16 protein-coding genes are annotated in these 19,115 nt (G+C 67.9%); 7 read left to right on the top strand and 9 right to left on the bottom strand.

Annotated features, from left to right (window positions below; all coding sequences use genetic code 11):
* Positions 1-178 precede the first annotated feature (178 nt).
* Entirely contained in the window at positions 179-1,384 is a 1,206-nt protein-coding gene (locus HWX22_RS22440; protein WP_175916419.1) for an MFS transporter, read from the top strand.
* A gap of 66 nt (positions 1,385-1,450) precedes the next feature.
* On the opposite strand, the gene HWX22_RS22435 is transcribed toward HWX22_RS22440, so the two are convergent.
* The 9 genes from HWX22_RS22435 to HWX22_RS22395 all read right to left on the bottom strand — a co-directional run bounded on the left by HWX22_RS22435 (position 1,451) and on the right by HWX22_RS22395 (position 12,193).
* The gene (locus tag HWX22_RS22435) at positions 1,451-2,881 is read right to left on the bottom strand and encodes a cytosine permease (RefSeq protein WP_059523535.1); all 1,431 of its coding nucleotides are present in this window, start codon (positions 2,879-2,881) and stop codon (positions 1,451-1,453) included.
* Between the two features lie 315 nt (positions 2,882-3,196).
* Positions 3,197-3,874: an SOS response-associated peptidase family protein gene (locus tag HWX22_RS22430; protein WP_175909713.1), complete on the bottom strand. Its 678-nt coding sequence runs from the start codon at positions 3,872-3,874 to the stop codon at positions 3,197-3,199.
* A 131-nt stretch (positions 3,875-4,005) separates the two neighbouring features.
* Positions 4,006-4,644, bottom strand: coding sequence for an NAD(P)H-binding protein (locus HWX22_RS22425; RefSeq protein WP_175916418.1), 639 nt, complete (start codon positions 4,642-4,644; stop codon positions 4,006-4,008).
* 152 nt (positions 4,645-4,796) lie between these two features.
* A complete protein-coding gene (gene lpdA / locus HWX22_RS22420) occupies positions 4,797-6,188 on the bottom strand; it encodes a dihydrolipoyl dehydrogenase (protein ID WP_175916417.1) in 1,392 nt (463 codons plus the stop codon).
* Between the two features lie 5 nt (positions 6,189-6,193).
* Positions 6,194-7,531: a dihydrolipoamide acetyltransferase family protein gene (locus HWX22_RS22415; protein WP_175909609.1), complete on the bottom strand. Its 1,338-nt coding sequence runs from the start codon at positions 7,529-7,531 to the stop codon at positions 6,194-6,196.
* Between the two features lies 1 nt (position 7,532).
* Positions 7,533-8,576: an alpha-ketoacid dehydrogenase subunit beta gene (locus HWX22_RS22410; RefSeq protein WP_059465554.1), complete on the bottom strand. Its 1,044-nt coding sequence runs from the start codon at positions 8,574-8,576 to the stop codon at positions 7,533-7,535.
* 2 nt (positions 8,577-8,578) lie between these two features.
* Positions 8,579-9,811 (bottom strand): 3-methyl-2-oxobutanoate dehydrogenase (2-methylpropanoyl-transferring) subunit alpha, encoded by a 1,233-nt coding sequence (locus HWX22_RS22405; protein WP_175909611.1) that lies wholly within the window; start codon positions 9,809-9,811, stop codon positions 8,579-8,581.
* 406 nt (positions 9,812-10,217) lie between these two features.
* Positions 10,218-10,844: a flavin reductase family protein gene (locus HWX22_RS22400; RefSeq protein WP_175916416.1), complete on the bottom strand. Its 627-nt coding sequence runs from the start codon at positions 10,842-10,844 to the stop codon at positions 10,218-10,220.
* 200 nt (positions 10,845-11,044) lie between these two features.
* Positions 11,045-12,193, bottom strand: coding sequence for a porin (locus tag HWX22_RS22395; RefSeq protein ID WP_175916415.1), 1,149 nt, complete (start codon positions 12,191-12,193; stop codon positions 11,045-11,047).
* A 1,042-nt stretch (positions 12,194-13,235) separates the two neighbouring features.
* On the opposite strand from HWX22_RS22395, the gene HWX22_RS22390 reads away from it, so the two are divergent.
* The 6 genes from HWX22_RS22390 (at position 13,236) to HWX22_RS22365 (ending at position 19,021) form a co-directional block, all read left to right on the top strand.
* A complete protein-coding gene (locus HWX22_RS22390; protein WP_175909617.1) occupies positions 13,236-14,261 on the top strand; it encodes a substrate-binding domain-containing protein in 1,026 nt (341 codons plus the stop codon).
* 64 nt (positions 14,262-14,325) lie between these two features.
* Positions 14,326-15,354 carry an ABC transporter substrate-binding protein gene (locus tag HWX22_RS22385; RefSeq protein ID WP_175916414.1) on the top strand — a complete coding sequence of 343 codons (1,029 nt, stop codon included), beginning with the start codon at positions 14,326-14,328 and terminating at the stop codon, positions 15,352-15,354.
* 16 nt (positions 15,355-15,370) lie between these two features.
* Entirely contained in the window at positions 15,371-16,195 is an 825-nt protein-coding gene (locus HWX22_RS22380; RefSeq protein ID WP_175916413.1) for an ABC transporter permease, read from the top strand.
* Between the two features lie 10 nt (positions 16,196-16,205).
* Complete coding sequence (locus HWX22_RS22375; RefSeq protein WP_059691139.1) at positions 16,206-17,102, top strand: ABC transporter permease subunit; 897 nt, start codon at positions 16,206-16,208, stop codon at positions 17,100-17,102.
* 24 nt (positions 17,103-17,126) lie between these two features.
* Positions 17,127-18,158, top strand: a complete 1,032-nt coding sequence (locus tag HWX22_RS22370) for an ABC transporter ATP-binding protein (protein WP_059691138.1) — start codon at positions 17,127-17,129, stop codon at positions 18,156-18,158.
* A gap of 38 nt (positions 18,159-18,196) precedes the next feature.
* A complete protein-coding gene (locus HWX22_RS22365; RefSeq protein ID WP_175909619.1) occupies positions 18,197-19,021 on the top strand; it encodes a phosphodiesterase in 825 nt (274 codons plus the stop codon).
* Positions 19,022-19,115: the final 94 nt, after the last annotated feature.

Below are 19,115 nucleotides of genomic sequence, written 5' to 3'. Positions count from 1 at the left end.
TCGCTGAAACCCGCTCCCCTCGGGCCGCACGCGTATGCCGCCTCGACTCCGTATTGTTGACATCGAATCAAGATAATTTCGCCCGAGCGCCGCTTTTTCCGCAAAAGTAATGCGGGCACACTTCACCCTGTCCGCAACGGCCCGGTGCCGTTGCCCAATGCTTGCAGGAGCCCATCGCGTGAACAGCACGACCTCTTCCCATTCCCGCCCGGGCGGCAGCGCCGCGCTGCCGCTGCTGGCGCTTGCCGCCGGCGCATTCGGCATCGGCACGACCGAGTTCTCGCCGATGGGCCTCTTGCCCGTGATCGCCGACGGCGTACACGTGTCGATTCCGCAGGCCGGCATGCTGATCAGCGCGTATGCGATCGGCGTGATGGTCGGCGCGCCGCTGATGACGCTGCTGCTCGCGCGATGGTCGCGTCGCTCGGCGCTGATCGCGCTGATGTCGATCTTCACGATCGGCAACCTGTTGTCGGCCGTCGCGCCGGACTACACGACGCTGCTGCTCGCACGGCTCGTCACGAGCCTCAACCACGGCGCGTTCTTCGGGCTCGGCTCGGTAGTCGCGGCGAGCCTCGTGCCGCGTGAAAAGCAGGCCAGCGCGGTCGCGACGATGTTCATGGGCCTCACGATCGCGAACGTCGGCGGCGTGCCGGCCGCGACCTGGCTCGGCCAGATGATCGGCTGGCGCATGTCGTTCGCGGCGACCGCCGCGCTCGGCCTGATCGCCATCGCCGGCCTGTTCGCCGCGCTGCCGAAGGGCGAAGCCGGCAAGATGCCGAACCTGCGTGCCGAACTGTCGGTGCTCACGCGCCCCGTCGTGCTCGGCGCGCTCGGGACCACGGTGCTCGGCGCCGGCGCAATGTTCACGCTGTACACGTATGTCGCCCCGACGCTCGAACACCTGACCGGCGCGACACCCGGCTTCGTCACCGCGATGCTCGTGCTGATCGGCGTCGGCTTCTCGATCGGCAACATCGCCGGCGGCCGCCTCGCCGACCGCTCACTCGACGGCACGCTCATCGGCTTCCTTGTGCTGCTGATCGTGACGATGGCCGCGTTCCCGCTGCTCGCCCGCACGCATGTCGGTGCGGCGGTCACGCTGCTGGTCTGGGGTGTCGCGACGTTCGCGGTGGTCCCGCCGCTGCAGATGCGCGTGATGCGTGCCGCACACGACGCGCCGGGCCTCGCCTCGGCCGTCAACATCGGCGCGTTCAATCTCGGCAACGCGGTCGGCGCGGCAGCCGGCGGCGCGGCGATCTCGGCCGGCTTCGGCTACGCGGCGGTGCCGCTCGTCGGCGGGCTGATCGCCGCGGCCGGGCTGGCGCTGGTTGCGCTGCAGATGATCCAGCGCCGCCGCGCGCCGGTCGCCGCGAGTTCGTAAGCACGCGGCGATCCGTACGGCTGCCGGCCGGCACGGCGGGCGACGCAACGCGACGCGTCAGTCAGTTCAGTGGTGAACCTCGCCGCGTTCGAGCGGCAGGATCAGGCGCTCGGGGATGCTGCGTCGCGACGCACGCGCGCCGACGTAGTACAGCCCGGCCGGCACGACGAGGCCGAGAATCCATGAGATGTCGGTGCCGCCGAGCGCGTCGACGAGTGCCCCCGTGTAGATGTGGGTCGACATGAACGGCAGTTGCACCAGGATGCCGACCACGTAGATCGTGATCGCCATCACGTTCCAGCGGCCGTAGCGGCCGTCCGGATCGGACAGCGCCGGCACGTCGTAGCGCGAGCGCGTGAAGCAGTAGTAGTCGACCAGGTTGATCGCGCTCCAGGGCGTGAAGAACGCGAGCAGGAACAGGATGAACGCCGTGAATTCCTTCAGGAACGAATGGCGGCCGGCGAGCGCGATCAGCGTCGACACGCAGATCATCCCGAAGATGTACACGAGACGGCTGCGTGACGACACCGCGCCCTTGCCGCGGAAACCGCTGACGATCGTCGCCATCGACATGAAGCTGCCGTACGCGTTGAGTGCCGTCACCGTCACCTTGCCGAACGCGATGGTGAAATACAGCAACGCAGCCACGGCGCCCGTCGAGCCGAGCCCGACGATATACGACACCTCATGGTGCGCGAACTGGCTGCCGGCCAGCGCGGCCGCGAACACGCCGAACACCATCGCCGCCTGCGCGCCGATCACCGAGCCGAGGCCCACCGCGAGGAACGTGGCGACCGACGACGTCGAGCGCGGCAGGTAGCGCGAATAATCGGCGACGTACGGGCCGAACGCGATCTGCCACGACGCGGACAGCGACATCGACAGCAGGAAGCTCGCGAGCGAGAAGTGCCGGTTCGCGAGCAGCGCGCCGACGTCGTGGTTCGCGAACAGCTGCGCGAACATGTAGACGAATGCGACGATGCCGACCACGCTCGCGATCCGGCCGACGAAGTGGATCGCGCGATAGCCGAACACCGTCAGCACGACGATCACGGCCGCGAACAGCAGGATGCCGGCCGCGTCGTCGACGTGCAGCAGTTGCGCGACGGCCTGCCCGGCGAGCACCGAGCCGCTGGCGGAAAAACCGATGTACATCAGGCACACGAGCACGATCGGAATCATCGCGCCGTAGACGCCGAACTGCACGCGACTCGAGATCATCTGCGGCAAGCCGAGTTGCGGCCCCTGCGCGCCGTGCAACGCCATCACCGCGCCGCCGACGAGCTGGCCGAGCAGCAGCGCGACCAGCGACCAGAACACGTCGCCGCCGAGCACGACCGCCAGCGCCCCCGTGACGATGGCCGTGATCTGCATGTTCGCCGACAGCCACAGCGTGAACTGGCTCAACAGGCCGCCGTGGCGTTCGGCGTCGGGAATGAAATCGATCGAGCGTACCTCGATCAGACCACCGGCTTTTCCACTGGGATTCGTTGACACGGGAAAATCTCCAAGATACTGAGGATCGCAAACGGTTTGGACGAGACGGGGAACGTGCCGAGCCGCCCTTTCGACTCGTCGGGTGCGGCGCGCCGTGAATCGCCGGGACACGCGCCACGCACGGTGCGCACGCTGGCGCGCAGCCGGCACGCCCCGTGGCCGACAGTGCCAGCGGATGATCTTGTATATACAACCCGGCAGATATCGGTGATTACCCGGTGTCCGGCAGCTTTCCGGATCGTCCGGGAAAACGGAGCGCATCCGGCGATCGCAGGTGTCGGTCGACCGTATGAAAAATGCCGGGAAAACGAAAACTCAGGCGCCGGCGGGCGACGCCTGATCGGGTGCGGCGACCATGTCGCCGGCGGGAAGGAGCGTCAGCATGCGCCGCGCCGCCTCGATGTCGCGCGCGTGCAGCCATTCGTCGTAGTCGTCGCGGCGCAGGATCACGACGCCCCGCTTCTCGTCGCCGGGCCGATGCATGCGCGCGAACAGCGGATGATCGTCGGCATTGACCGTGAGCATCGTCATGCCGATTCGCTCGCGGCCATCGACCGTTTCGTAACGCCGCCAGAGGCCGGCGACGCAGTACGGTTGCCAGCCGTCGACGCCGATCCGGTGCCACACATTGCGGCCCGTTTCGTAGCACGGCTCGAAGATCCAGCGCACCGGAATCAGGCAGCGCTGGCCGTTGCGCCAGGCGTTGCCGTAGAGTCGCGACGAACCGACCGTTTCCGCGCGCGCGTTCACCGTATCGAGCTTCTTTCGCTTGCGGCCGTTCTCGTCGAGACGCTCGGGCTGCATGAACTTCGGCCAGAAGCCGAACACCGCGCCGACGACCGCGAGGCCGTCGCCGTCGGCGCGCGCGATGGGTGCCGCGTAATCCGGATATACGTCGGGTTCCCACGGCTCGCGGCGAAACAGGTCGCCGATGCCGATCCTCAGCTCGCTGATACCCGGGTCTTCATCAGGGGCGCGGTAGTGCGTGCACACGGTTGGGCAGACGATGGACGCGATGTCTTCATCGTAGGTCAGCGTGCGCGTCATATGCCGCTTTTGCGTGGTGTGACGAAACAGTCTTACAACCGTTCGGCCCGCTTGATGGCGTCGTCGCCCGTTCCGGTTCAGGCCAACCGATCTGATCCGATCACATGCACGCCCGGACGCGCATCGAGCGCGGCGTCGAGCAGCGCGCGGGCAATGCGCGGCGCCGGATTCACGCGCCACTTCCGCGGCAGCAGCGGCCCGGCGACGCTCAACGCAAGCACCAGCATCCTCTCGCCGAACCGGAATTCGTCGCGGCTGCCGCCGATCAGGCCCGGCCGCACGCAGGTGAGCGACGCGAACCCGATGCCCGCGAGTGCGCGCTCGACCTCGCCCTTCACGCGGTTGTAGAAGATGCGCGAGTCCGGATCGGCGCCGAGCGCCGAATTCAGCACGTAGGTCGGCGTGCCGGCCTGGTGCGCGAGACGCGCGACCGCGAGCGGGTAGTCGTGATCGACGCGGCGGAATGCGGCCTGCGAGCCCGCGACGCGCATCGTGGTGCCGAGCGTGCAGATCACCGCGTCGGCCTGCCACCAGTCGGCCGCCTCGGGCAGGTGATCGAAGTCGACCTCCAGCGCGCGCATCTTCGGATGCGGCGTCAACGGCCGGCGCGCGAGCACGACGACCTGGTCCACCCGCGCATCGGCCAGCGCGGCTTCAAGGACGTGACGCCCGACGAGTCCGGTCGCGCCGACGAGCAACAGTTCATGGCAAGTCATTCCGTGTGAGGCCGGTGAATCGGCGTGGAATCGACACGATGAACGGTCCGCGCGGGAGGGTCAACCGCAACCCGCGTCCTGCCCGTCACCCGCGCACGCAAAAAAGCCCCGCCGTGGCGGGGCTTCGAGCGGCCGCGCATGCCGACGCATGCTCACACATGCAACGCATGCCCCAGCGCGCGCAACGCGGCCTCCTGCATCGCTTCGCCGAGCGTCGGATGCGCGTGGATCGTGCCGCCGATGTCCTCGAGCCGCGCGCCCATCTCGAGCGACTGCGAAAACGCCGCGGCCAGTTCCGACACGCCGCGCCCGACCGCCTGCCAGCCGACGATCAGATGCGTGTCGCGCCGCGCGACGACGCGCACGAAGCCGTCGGTCGCCTGCAGCGTCATCGCGCGGCCGTTCGCCGCGAACGGGAACGACGCGCCGATGCAGTCGACGCCGGCCGCCTTCGCGTCGTCGGGCGACCAGCCGGACGTGACGACCTCGGGATCGGTGAAGCACACGGCCGGGATCGATGCCGGCGTGAACTTGCGGCGGCGTCCGGCGATCAGCTCGGCCACCACCTCGCCCTGCGCCATCGCGCGATGCGCGAGCATCGGCTCGCCGGCGACGTCGCCGATCGCCCATACGTTGCGCATCGACGTCCTGCATTCGTCATCGATGCGCAGCGCGCGGCCATTGCGATCGAGCGGCAGCGATTCGAGCCCGAAGCCGTCGACGCGCGGCCGGCGGCCGACCGCGACCAGCACGCGATCGGCCGGCAGCGTCCTCTCCGCGCCGTCGGGTGCCTGCACGCGCACCGCGCCGTCGCTCGCGAGGCCCAGCACCTTGTGGCCCAGCCAGAGCCCGACGCCGAGCCGCGCGAGCGAATCGGCGACCGGCTTCGCGAGTTCCGCGTCGTATGCGGGCAGCACGCGCTCGGCCACCTCGACGATGCCGACGTCGACGCCGAGCTTGCGATAAACGAATCCGAGTTCCAACCCGATGTACCCGGCACCGACGACGACCAGCCGCTTCGGCAACGACGCGGGCGACAGCGCCTCGGTCGACGAGACGACGTGGCCGCCGAACGGCATCGACGGCAGCGCGACCGGTTCCGAGCCCGTGGCGAGCAACAGATGCTCGCAGGCGATCCGCGTCGTGTGGTCGCCGGCCACGACGTCGACCGTCTTGCCGTCGACCACGCGCGCGTCGCCGTGCAGCACGCGCACGCCGTGCTTCTTCAGCAGCGCGCCGACGCCGCGCGTGAGCCGCTCGACGATGCCGTCCTTCCACGCGACGCTTTTCGCGATGTCGATCTCCGGCGTGCGCACGCGAATCCCGAGCATCCCGTCGCCGGCCTGCCCGCACGCCTGCTCGAACGCGTCGGCGACGTGGATCAGCGCCTTCGACGGAATGCAGCCGATGTTCAGGCACGTGCCGCCGAGCCGTTCGCGCTCGACGAGCACCGTCGGAATGCCGAGCTGCCCCGCGCGAATCGCGGCGACGTAACCGCCCGGCCCGCCGCCGATCACGAGCAACGTGGTGTGTTCGTTCTTCATCGTTCTCACTCCACGAACAGCAGCGCCGGACGCTCGAGCACGCCGCGCACGGCCTGGATGAATTCGGCCGCGTCCGCGCCGTCGACGACGCGATGGTCGAACGACGACGACAGGTTCATCATCTTGCGCGCGACGATCGCGCCGTCGCGGATCATCGGTCGCTCGACGATCCGGTTCACGCCGACGATGCCGACCTCGGGATGGTTGATCACCGGCGTCGACACGATGCCGCCGAGCGCGCCGAGGCTCGAGATCGTGATCGTCGAGCCGGTCAGCTCGTCGCGCTGCGCGCGGTTCGCGCGCACCGCGTCGGCGAGCCGCGCGATTTCCGCCGAGATCGACCACACGTCGCGCGCTTCCGCATGACGCAGCACCGGCACCGTGAGGCCGCTGTCCGTCTGCGTCGCGACGCCCATGTGCACCGCGCCGTAGCGCGTGACGACACCGGCTTCGTCGTCGTAGCGCGCGTTGATCTGCGGGAAGTCGCGCAGCGCGATCACCATCGCGCGGATCAGCAGCGGCAGCGGCGTGAGCCGGCCGCGCGTGTCGCCGTGGCGCAGGTTCAGCTCGGCGCGCAGCGATTCGAGCTCGGTGACGTCGATCTCCTCGACGTAGGTGAAGTGCGGAATGCGGCGCTTCGCCTCCTGCATCTTGCGCGCGATCGCGCGCCGCAGGCCGATCACCGGCACGTCGGTTTCGTCGTTGCGCTCGTCGTAGCCGCGCGCTTGGGATCCGCGTGCCGCGCCGCCGCCCGTGCGTGCATACGCATCGAGGTCCGCATGCAGGATCCGCCCGGCTTCGCCGGTGCCGCGCACGTAGCGCAGCTCGATGCCCATGTCCCATGCGCGCTGGCGCACCGCCGGCGACGCGAGCGGCCGTTCGCCCGGCGCCAGTGCCGCGCGCGGCGGCACCGCATGTTCCGCGCGGCGCGGCTCGGCCGGCGCGCGGGACGCGGCGTGCGGCGTCGCCTTCGGCGACGCATGTGTTTCGGATCCCTCATCGACGGAAGACGACTCCGCACGCACATCGACCGCCGCCGGAGGCTGCGCCACCTCCGCGCTGGCCTCGCGCGCCTTCGCGCCCGACTTCAGGTTGCCGTCGCCTTCGACTTCGAGACGGATCAACTCGCTGCCGACCGCCATCATCTCGCCGATCCGCCCGCCGAGCTCCAGCACCTTGCCGGCCACCGGCGACGGAATTTCCACCGCCGCCTTATCGGTCATCACATCGGCGAGCGGCTGGTCTTCGGCGATCGTCTGCCCCGGTTGCACGTGCCAGGCCACCAGCTCGACCTCGGCAATCCCTTCGCCGATATCCGGCATCTTGATGACATGAATCCCCATCTCAGGCCTCCATCACGCGTCGCAACGCTTCGCCGACCCGGGCCGGGCCGGGGAAATACGCCCATTCTTGCGCGTGCGGATACGGCGTGTCCCAGCCCGTCGTCCGCTCGATCGGTGCTTCCAGATGGTAGAAGCAGTGCTCCTGGACGAGCGACACCAGCTCGGCGCCGTAGCCGCAGGTGCGCGTCGCTTCGTGCACCACCACGCAGCGGCCGGTCTTGCGCACCGACGCGACGATCGTGTCGAGATCGACCGGCCACAGCGTGCGCAGGTCGATCACTTCCGCATCGATGCCGGTCTCCTCGGCGGCGGCCAGCGACACGTGCACGGTCGTGCCGTACGTCAGCACCGTCAAGTCGTTGCCGGGCCGCACGACGGCGGCCGTATCGAGCGGCACCGTGTAATAGCCTTCCGGCACCGCGCTGCCCGGATGCTTGAGCCACGACGTGACGGGACGTTCGTGATGGCCGTCGAACGGCCCGTTGTACAGGCGCTTCGGCTCGAGGAAGATCACCGGATCGTCGTTCTCGATCGAGGCGATCAGGAGTCCTTTCGCGTCGTACGGATTCGACGGCATCACCGTGCGCAATCCGCAGACCTGCGTAAACATCGCCTCCGGGCTCTGGCTGTGCGTCTGGCCGCCGTAGATGCCGCCGCCGCACGGCATCCGGATCGTCATCGGCGCGGTGAACTGGCCTGCGGAGCGATAGCGCAGCCGCGCGCCTTCGGACACGATCTGGTCGGACGCCGGGTAGAAGTAGTCCGCGAACTGGATCTCGCAGACCGGCCGCAATCCATACGCGCCCATCCCGACCGCGGCGCCGACGATCCCGCCTTCCGAGATCGGCGCATCGAACACGCGTGACTTGCCGTACTTGGCCTGCAGGCCCTCGGTGCAGCGGAACACGCCGCCGAAGTAGCCGACGTCCTGCCCGAACACGACCACGTCGTCGTCGCGGCCGAGCATCACGTCCATCGCGGAGCGCAGCGCCTGGATCATCGTCATCGGCTGCGCCGATGCCGTCGTCGTTTCATGTTGCGCCATGATCACGCTCCCAGTTCCTGGCGCTGACGGCGCAGATGCGCGGGCAGCTCCTTGTACACGTCGTCGAACATCGAGGCCGGCGACGGAATCCGGTCGTCGGCCAGCGTCCCGAACTTCTCCGCTTCCTTCTGCGCGGCGATCACCTCGGCTTCCAGTTCGGCCGTGAGCGCGTCGTGCGCGCTGTCCGACCAGATGCCCTTCGCGATCAGGTGCTGCTTGAAGCGGGCGATCGGATCGCCGAGCGGGAAATGGGCCCAGTCGTCGGCCGGCCGGTATTTCGTCGGATCGTCCGACGTCGAGTGCGCGCCGGCGCGATAGGTCACCCACTCGATCAGCGTCGGGCCGAGATTGCGGCGCGCGCGTTCGGCCGCCCAGGTCGACGCCGCGTAGATCGCGAGGAAGTCGTTGCCGTCGACGCGCAGCGAAGCGATGCCGCAGCCGACGCCGCGCCCGGCGAACGTCGTCCCCTCGCCGCCCGCGATCGCCTGGAACGTCGAGATCGCCCACTGATTGTTGACGACGTTCAGCACGACCGGCGCACGATACACGTGCGCGAACGTCAGCGCGGTGTGGAAGTCGGATTCCGCGGTCGCGCCGTCGCCGATCCATGCGGACGAGATCTTCGTGTCGCCCTTGATCGCCGACGCCATCGCCCAGCCGACCGCCTGGATGAACTGCGTCGCGAGGTTGCCCGAGATCGAGAAGAAGCCGGCTTCGCGGTCCGAATACATGACCGGAAGCTGGCGCCCCTTCAGCGGGTCGCCTTCGTTCGACATCAACTGGCAGATCATCCGTTCGAGCGACACCTCGCGCGCGATCAGGATGCTTTGCTGGCGGTAAGTCGGGAAGCACATGTCGCCGTGGCGCAGCGCCATCGCATGCGCGGCGCCGATCGCCTCTTCGCCGAGGCTCACCATGTAGAAGGAGATCTTCTTCTGACGCTGCGCGATCATCATGCGCGCGTCGAAGATGCGGGTCTTGAGCATCGCGCGCATCCCGGCGATCAGGCGCGCATCGTCGAGGTCCGGCGCCCACGGGCCGAGGGCTTCGCCGTGGTCGTCGAGCACGCGCACCAGGCTGCGGGCGAGATGGGCGGTGTCCGCCGGCGCAACGTCGATCGGCGGGCGGCGAACCGCGCCGGCCGGCGATAGATGCAGATAGGAAAAATCCGTCTTGCAGCCCGGACGCCCGGTGGGCTCCGGCACATGCAGACGCAATGGCTCTGACAGGCTCATCGTGTCGTCTCCACGCTCGATTGTGTCTCACGCTGATGGAAGCGCGCGGCCGGTTGCCGGCTCACGCGCGAGCTGGCGCGCGGATAAGCACGCCAACCTTGGAAATCTATGCCTTATGGCGCGAAACGTCGATGACCAACCCGCTCGCTCCGGGTGAGCAGATTTGCCATGGCGGATGTCGACGGACGATCGATGGTGGCGGCGGCGCGAACGCAGGTCGCCCGTGCTGCGCTGCGTCAACGGCCGGTGGAGCGTGCGTATCGGGCCGGGCCGATCGGTACACGCCGGTCATGTCGGACGATACGAAGCAAAAGACCCCGCGAAATCCTGGATCCCGGCGAGGTCTCGGTGCGTCGGGGCGCTTCCGCGCCCGCCTGGCCGGCCGGGTGGCCCGGCGGCCGATGAATCACGCGTCGGGACGCGCGATGTCGAAGCGGCTGTCGGGCGTCACGTGCACGTAGGCCGACGGGCCGCCGGCGCGCAGGATGATGCCGGCGCCGAACGTGTCGAAGATGCCGTCCTTCAGCAGGTCATGACGAATATGCACGGCGATGACCTCGCCGAGCACCAGCGTCGCCGGCGTCTCGACGCCGCGATGATCGCGCAGCCGGATCACGTCGGTCACCTTGCATTCGAAGTTCACGCCGCTTTGCGCGACGCGCGGCACGTCGACGAGGCGCGACGGAATCGCGGTCAGGCCGCCGAGTTCGAATTCGTTGACGCCGTACGGCACCGCGGCACAAGTCTGGTTCATCCGCTCGGCAAGGTCGCGCGTCGCGAGGTTCCAGACGAACTCGCCGGTTTCCTGCACGTTGCGCAGGCTGTCCTTCGCGGCGGTGCTCGAAAAGCCGATGATCGGCGGACGATAGTTGAACGCGTTGAAGAAGCTGTACGGCGCGAGGTTGACCGTGCCGTCGGCGCCACGGGATGAAATCCAGCCGATCGGACGCGGGCCGATGATCGCGTTCAGCGGATCGTGCGGGAGGCCGTGGCCTTGTGCGGGTTCGTAATAGTGATAGTTCGAATCGGTCATGGCGGAACGTGTTGCGACAGGCAAGTTGTGTTGAAAGCGCTCGGCGGAGGTGCGTGCGCCGGTGACGCACATGCGTGCGGCGCAACGCGTGTTCCAAGTATCACATGGCGTCACGTTCGTCGCAGCGACGCTGCACCGCGGGCAGCGTTGCACACGCCGATGCGATGGCTGGCGAACGGCGCCCGCGACCGGCAGCCATGTCAGAAATGATGCAGCAGCGCGACACGCACGACGTACTGGTTCGGGCCCGACGAGATGTCGGCCGCGCCCGGAACGTACGCGTAGTCGAAGTCGGTCCCGGTGTGCGCGTTCATCGCGTGCTGATAGACCCCTTCTACGAACACCGACGTGCGCTTCGACATGTCGTAATTCAGCTTCGTGCTCAACTGATGCCACTTCGGATTGAACGCGCCGACCGTCGACGCGACACGAGCCTGCGTATAGGTGTAAGCCGCGCCAAGGTACAACGCGGGCGTGAAGTGATAGAGCCCGTTCACCTCGAAGTTATCGAATTTCCACGCAGTCCATGCGCCGCCGGTCGGCTGCGTCGTCCCGGTGAAATACGCATTCGACGTCGGATCGTATACATCCACGTGCGAGTAGGCGAACCCGACGAGCGCATTCGCAAACGCGTAGTTCACGCCGATGCCGATGTTCTGCTGCGACGACGCGTCGAACGTGTTGTCGCCGGTGATCGCACCGGTCGTATCGGCATTGCGTGCGTTGTTGATCTTCAAATACGACGCGCCGACCGTCAGCCCGCCCTGCTGGTATTGCAGCGCGGCGCCGTACAGACGATTGTTCGCAAAGCCGCCCGCCTGATTGCTGAATCCGTACATGGCTTCCGCGGTAATCCCGTGCCACACGGGCGACACGTATTTCACCGCGTTGTTCACCCGGAACGAATAATCGGTGTTGTCGTTGTCGTACGGATGCGCAAACAGATAGCCCGTCCAGTTTCCGTTCGCGGTGAGCGGCGAGAAAATGTCGACGCTCGGATCGTACTGACGGCCGAACGTCACGGTGCCGTAACGCTCCGACGCGATGCCGACGAAAGCCTGACGGCCGAATTCCCGGCCGCCCTGGCTCATTTTCCCGTTGTTGACGTCGAAGCCGCTCTCGAGCGTGAAAATGGCCTGGTAGCCTCCGCCGAGGTCCTCTGTACCCCTGATGCCCCAGCGGCTGCCGTAATCGTAGCCGCTTTGCAGTTGCACGGTTCCGTGACCGCGTGCGTTGCTCGTGTAGTTGATACCGTCCTCGATCTTGCCGTAGAGCGTCACGCTGCTTTGTGCATGCGCGGCGGTGGCAAGCAACACGGCGGGCACGATGATCCCCCAACGCTTGTTCATGATGATTTACCCCCCAGGTCTCTCGTTTGCTGGTCGCAATGCTTGCGCGCTGCGAATGCGTGCCGCGTCGATGTATCCCGCGATGCGACGGGCGCAGTGTAATGAGCCGTTTTTCCACTGTTAGTGACCGGCAGCGGAAAGGTGCTCTCCGGAACGGAGACTGTTTTTCGGTACGGAAACCGGATAGCACGGTGGCCAAGACCACTTCATCGAGGGCGATGACGTACGATTCGTGACAGCCCGTATCGCTACGCCGGCATGCACCCGCATGCCCGCGAACGCGAATGACATCCGAGCAGGACCTGGAAACAAAAAAACCCGCGAGAAACGTGTTTCTCGCGGGTCTTCCGAGCTTCGTGAAATCGCATCGAAGCGAATATGGTGCCGGGGACCGGACTTGAACCGGCAAGCCAATCAAGGCGGCGGATTTTCGTCACACTGCTTCTTTCAAAGCCGGCGTCGTCGAAACGAAACCGTTCGTGCGCTGGACTATGCCTTCGCCGTCTCGCGCGGATGTGATCGCCACCCGTGCGCCTTAGGCGCCCCCCGTCTAGTCTCTACACCTTCCTCGCGCGAGCTGTACCGCGAGGCTTGGCTCGGCGTTGCCTCGATGCGCCTCGCGCGTCAGGGGTTTCGCCGAATTTGAAGGGTTCTGCACCGACCGTTTCCGGCCGGGCACTCAATCGTTTAAGTCCGCTATGTTTACCAATTTCATCACCCCGGCAAAAGGGCGGACGCGATTCTACCATTGCTTGCACATGCGTTAGCCGATTCACGCGCATTGCATCGCGATGCAGCATGTCGGCCCGCACCGTCCGCACCCCGATTCATCCGCCGTCGTCGACATCGACGCGACACCTTCATCGATTTCGTCCCGCGCCGCAGCATCCGCCGATACAATCGAATCCGCCCCGCTCGCCGGGCGTCAAACGTCTGAGGTTTGTATCGTGTTTTTGGCGAAACAAACGGCTCGGACGTCATCGCGAAGTCACAAACGTTTTCGATAATTTTCCCGCCGAAAACGTTTACATCGCGTAACTTCATGACCCCGACCATCAAGGACGTCGCCGCGCTCGCCGGCTTCTCGATCGCCACCGTTTCGCGCGCGATCAACGCGCCGCACACCGTCAGCCCCGCCACGCTGGCGACGATCCGCACCGCCATCGACACGCTGCAGTTCCGCCCGAGCCCGCTCGGCCGGCAGTTGCGCGGCGAGCGCACGCGGCTCGTCGGCGTCGTCGTGCCGACGCTGTCGAACCCGGTATTCGCCGACTGCCTGCAAGGCATCGACGAACTCGCGACCGCGGCCGGATTCAAGCTGATCCTGATGACGACCGAATACGACGCGGCACGCGAGCGCCATGCGATCGAGACGCTGCGCGAACAGCGCGTCGAAGGGCTGATCCTGACCGTCGCCGATGCGGACACGCATCCGCTGCTCGACATGCTCGACCGCGACGGCCCGCATTACGTGCTGATGCACAACGACACGCAACGCCGCCCGTCGGTGTCGGTCGACAACCGCCGCGCCGCCTATGACGGCGTCCGTCTGCTGACCGCGCGCGGCCATCGCCGCGTGCTGATGCTGGCCGGCTCGCTCGCCGCGTCGGATCGCGCACGCCAGCGCCATCTCGGCTACGCGCAGGCACTCGAGGAAGCCGGCGTCGCGACGCTGCCGCCGGTCGAAGTCGACTTCAACGCGGCCGAGTTGCCCGACGCGGTGCTCGCGCACCTCACCGCGCAGGCCACGCGCCCGACCGCCCTCTTCTGCAGCAACGACCTGCTCGCGATGGTCGTCATGCGTGGCCTGCGCCGCGCGGGCTTCTCGATTCCCGACGACCTGTCGGTGCTCGGCTTCGACGGCATCGCGATCGGCGAGCTGCTCGCGCCGCCGCTCGCGAGCGTCGCGACGCCGAACCAGGACATCGGCCGCCATGCATGGCAACGCCTCGTCGAATGCATCGGCGGCGCGACGATCGAGCGTACGTCGCTGATCCTGCCGCACACGGTGCGCGACGGCGCGACGGTCGCGCCGCCGGCCGCCCACCTTCAGTTTCACCAAGCCTGAACGCGCGCGCCGCGCCAGCGTGCGCGGCGCGGCGACATACCCTTACCCCGCCCGGAGACCCACCGTGTCCTTTCGCCTGACCTCGCTGCTGCGCGTGCTCGCGGCACCCATCGCCTGCGCCGCGCTCGTCGCGTTCGCACCCGCTGCCCACGCAGACGAAACCGCGATCTGCTACAACTGCCCGCCCGAATGGGCCGACTGGGCCGCGCAGATCGCGGCGATCAAGCAGAAGACCGGCATCCGCGTGCCGTTCGACAACAAGAACTCGGGCCAGGCGATCGCGCAGCTGATCGCCGAGCAGAAGAGCCCGGTCGCCGACGTCGTCTATCTCGGCGTGTCGTCGGCCTTCCAGGCGAAGGACAAGGACGTGATCGCGCCGTACAAGCCCGCGCACTGGAACGACATCCCCGCGAACCTGAAGGACCCGCAGGGCTACTGGTTCGCGATCCACTCGGGCACGCTCGGCTTCTTCGTGAACAAGGACGCGCTCGACGGCAAGCCGGTCCCGCGCTCGTGGGCCGACCTGCTGAAGCCCGAATACAAGGGCATGGTCGGCTACCTCGATCCGTCGAGCGCGTTCGTCGGCTATGCGGGCGCGGTCGCCGTCAACCAGGCGCTCGGCGGCAGCCTCGACAATTTCAAGCCGGCGCTGGACTGGTTCCGCAAGCTGAAGGCCAACGCGCCGATCGTGCCGAAGCAGACCGCGTATGCGCGCGTGGTGTCCGGCGAGATTCCGATCCTGCTCGACTACGACTTCGACGCGTATCGCGCGAAGTACAAGGATCACGCGAACGTCGAGTTCGTGATTCCGAAGGAAGGCACGATCGCGGTGCCGTATGTGATGAGCCTCGTCAAGGGCGCGCCGCACGATGCGAACGGCAGGAAGGTGCTCGACTTCGTGCTGTCCGACGAAGGCCAGAAGCTGTGGGCCAACGCATACCTGCGTCCGGTGCGCGCGCAGACGCTCGGCGCCGACGTCGCCGCGAAGTTCCTGCCGGCGAGCGAATATGCCCGGGCGAAATCGGTCGACTTCGGCAAGATGGCGGCCGGTCAGCAAGCGTTCGGCCAGCAATACCTGCAGGTGATGCAGTAAACACCGGACTCAAGCCATGCTCGACCTGACTTTCCCGCTGCGCTGGCGCGTCGCGCTCACCGCGCCGGCGCTCGCGGTGTTCGCCGCGTTCTGGCTGCTGCCGATGGCGGCACTCGTGCGGGTGTCCGCCGACGGCGCCTTCCTCACGCAGTACGGGGCGCTGCTCGGCAACGCGCGTTACATGAAGAGCCTCGGCGAAACGGTCGCGTTGTCGGCCGGCGTCACGCTCGCGACGCTCGCGCTGTCGACGATCTCCGGCTTGCTGCTCGCGCGCCGCGAATTCGCCGGCAAGCGCGTGCTGCTCGCGCTGCTCACCTTTCCGCTTGCATTCCCGGGCGTCGTGGTCGGCTTCATGGTGATCATGCTCGCCGGCCGGCAAGGGCTGATCGGAATGCTGTCCGCGAAGCTGACCGGCGACAAGTGGGTGTTCGCGTATTCGGTCGCCGGGCTGTTCGTCGGCTACCTGTACTTCTCGATTCCGCGCGTGATCGTCACGGTGATCGCGGCCGCGTCGAAGCTCGACGCATCGCTCGAGGAAGCCGCGCGCTCGCTTGGCGCGTCGCCGTGGCGCATCTTTGTCGACATCGTGCTGCCGGCGCTCGCGCCGGGCCTGATCGCGGCCGGCGCGATCTGCTTCGCGACCGCGATGGGCGCGTTCGGCACCGCCTTCACGCTCGCCACCGACCTGAACGTGCTGCCGATGACGATCTACACCGAGTTCACGCTGAACGCGAACATCGCGACGGCGGCAGGCCTGTCGATCGTGCTCGGCATCGTCACCTGGGCCGTGCTCGCGCTCGCGCGCCGTTTTACCGGCCACACCGCCGCCGCCGCGGCCTGAGGATTTCTTCATGCAATCGCTTTCCGGTTCATCCGCGCCGTCGCCGGCGCCCGCCCCGTCGCATGCGAACGGCGCCGCACGCCGCGCGCCGCGCGTGTCGGGCGCGCGTGCGATCGCCGCGCTGCAATGGGGCGTCACGCTGCTGCTGTGCGCGTTCCTGATCGTGCCCGTCGTGATGTCGGTGCTCGCGGGCCTCACCGTCAACTATTTCCGCGGGCTGTCGAGCGGCCTCACGCTGCGCTGGCTCGAACAGGTGTGGCAGCAATACCAGGGCTCGGTCGCGCTGTCGCTCGGCGTCGCGTTCGCGACGCTCGCGATCGTGCTCGTCGTCGGCGTGCCGGCCGGCTATGCGCTCGCGCGCAGCAAGAACCGCGTCGCCCGCGTGATCGAGGAGGCGCTCGTGCTGCCGGTCGCGCTGCCGGGCCTCGCGTCGGCGCTCGCGCTGCTGGTCGTGTACGGCGGCTTCACCGCGTTCCGGATGAGCCTGTGGTTCATCGTCGTCGGCCACGTCGTGTTCACGCTGCCGTTCATGGTGCGCGCGGTCGCGGCCGTCGCCGCCGGCGCCGACCTGCGCACGATCGAGGAAGGCGCGGCGAGTCTCGGCGCGTCGTTCGTCACGCGCTTCGTCACGATCGTGCTGCCGAACCTGCGCCCCGGCATCGTCGCGGGCGCACTCGCGGTGCTCACGCTGTCGATCGGCGAATTCAACCTGACGTGGATGCTGCATACGCCCGATACGAAGACCCTGCCCGTCGGTCTCGCCGACACCTATGCATCGCTGCGCCTCGAAGTCGGCAGCGCGTACACGATCGTGTTCCTGCTGATGACACTGCCGCTTCTCGTTGCGATGCAGTGGCTCGGCGTCGATCCGTCCGGCACGCGCGCGCCGAAGCGTCGCCCGCGCTGACCCTGCGTTGACTTTCCCGCTCCCATGAAACTCGATTCCACTCCCATCACCCTGACCCGCTGCGCGAAGACGTTCCGCGGCACGCGCGTGCTCGAACCGCTCGACCTGTCGATCGGCGCGGGCGAGACGCTCGTGCTGCTCGGCCCGTCGGGCTGCGGCAAGACGACGACGCTGCGCCTGATCGCCGGCCTCGACACGCCGGACGCCGGCGGCACGATCCGGTTCGGCGGCGACGACGTGACCGCGCTGCCGATCGAGCGTCGCCAGGTCGGCATGGTGTTCCAGAACTACGCGCTGTTCCCGAACCTGACGGTGCGCGGCAACGTCGGCTACGGGCTGAAGATCCGCAAGACCGAGCCGCGCGCGCTGCGCGAACGCGTCGACGAATTGCTCGCGATGATGCGGCTCGACGCGCATGCGGACAAACCGGTCGATCAGCTGTCGGGCGGCCAGCGCCAGCGTGTCGCGCTGGCGCGCGCGCTTGCGGTGCGCCCGCGCGTGCTGCTGCTCGACGAGCCGCTGACCGCGCTCGACGCGAAACTGCGCGACGTGCTGCGCCGCGAGATGAACGCGCTGCTGCGCGAACTCGGCGTGACGACCGTGTACGTGACGCACGACCAGGCGGAGGCGATGGAGCTCGGCGACCGGATCGTCGTGATGGGCGCGGGCCGCATCGAGCAGATCGGCACGCCGCGCGACATCTATTACCGGCCGGCGAACCGCACGGTCGCGCAGTTCATCGGCACGCTGAACCGGCTTGCGGGACAATGGCGCGACGGCGCGCTCGTGACGACCGGTGGCTCGATCGTCACGCCGCACGCCGCCGACGAGTGGTTCTTCCGCCCGGAGGATGCGCAGCTCGCCGATCCCGCGCATGCGCCGCTGCGCGGCGCGATCGGCGCGTGCGCGTTCCTCGGCGAGCGCACGCGGCTCACGATCGAGCAGGCGGCGCCCGATGCACTCGTGATCGACGTGCCGGGCCGCATCGAGCTCGCGCGCGGCACGGCGGTCGGCCTCACGATCGCGGCGGAAGGCCTGATCGCACTCGCCGCGTAACACCGCCCCACGATAACCAGACATTCCGAGGAACGACGATGCTGCTTGCTCAAATCAGCGATCTTCATATCAAGCGTCCGGGCCAGCTCGCGTACCGGCGCGTCGACACCGCCGCCGCGCTCGCGCGCTGCATCGCGAAGCTGAACGCGCTGGTGCCGCGTCCCGACGCGGTGCTCGTCACGGGCGACCTGACCGACTTCGGTCACGACGACGAATACCGCCATCTGCGCGACCTGCTCGCGCCGCTCGAGATTCCGTATTACCTGATGGTCGGCAATCACGACGATCGCGCGGGGTTGCGGCGCGCGTTCGCCGATCGTCCCGAATTGCAGGACGGCGAATTCGTGCAGTACGCGCTCGACGTCGGCGCCGTGCGCGTGCTCGCGCTCGATTCGCAGGTGCCCGGCGCGAGCCCCGGCGACCTGTGCGATGCGCGGCTCGCGTGGCTCGCCGCGCAGCTCGACGCCGCACGCGACCGGCCGGTGATCGTCGCGCTTCACCATCCGCCGTTCGCATGCGGGATCGGGCACATGGACGCGCTGCGCCTCGCGCCCGCCGCCGCCGCGAAACTCGATGCGCTGCTGCGCGGCCATCCGAACGTGGAACGCGTGCTGTGCGGCCACGTGCACCGGACGATGTTCACGCGCTTCGGCGGCACGCTTGCGTCGGCCGTGCCGGCGCCCGCGCACCAGGTCGCGTTCGACCTGCGCGCGGACGCGCCGTCCGCGTTCCGGCTCGAGCCGCCCGCATTCGCGGTGCACGCTTATACGCCGGAAGCGGGAATGATGTCCCATCACGTGTACGTGGACGAAGGCGACGGGCCTTACCCGTTCTATGAGCCGAGCGGCGAACTGGTCGACTGAAGGCGCGCGTCGCGCGCGATGACGGGCGGCTGCGAGCGGTCGCGGCCCGTGGTGGTCGATCGCGCCCCTGTCGCGCCGCCCGGCCGCCTGGCGG

Origin of the sequence: Burkholderia sp. BCC1638 (assembly GCF_902833195.1) — a bacterium.
Lineage (GTDB): Bacteria > Pseudomonadota > Gammaproteobacteria > Burkholderiales > Burkholderiaceae > Burkholderia > Burkholderia diffusa.
The sequence above is the reverse complement of the archived record's forward strand: the minus strand, read 5'-3'. Positions and strand labels throughout refer to the sequence as shown.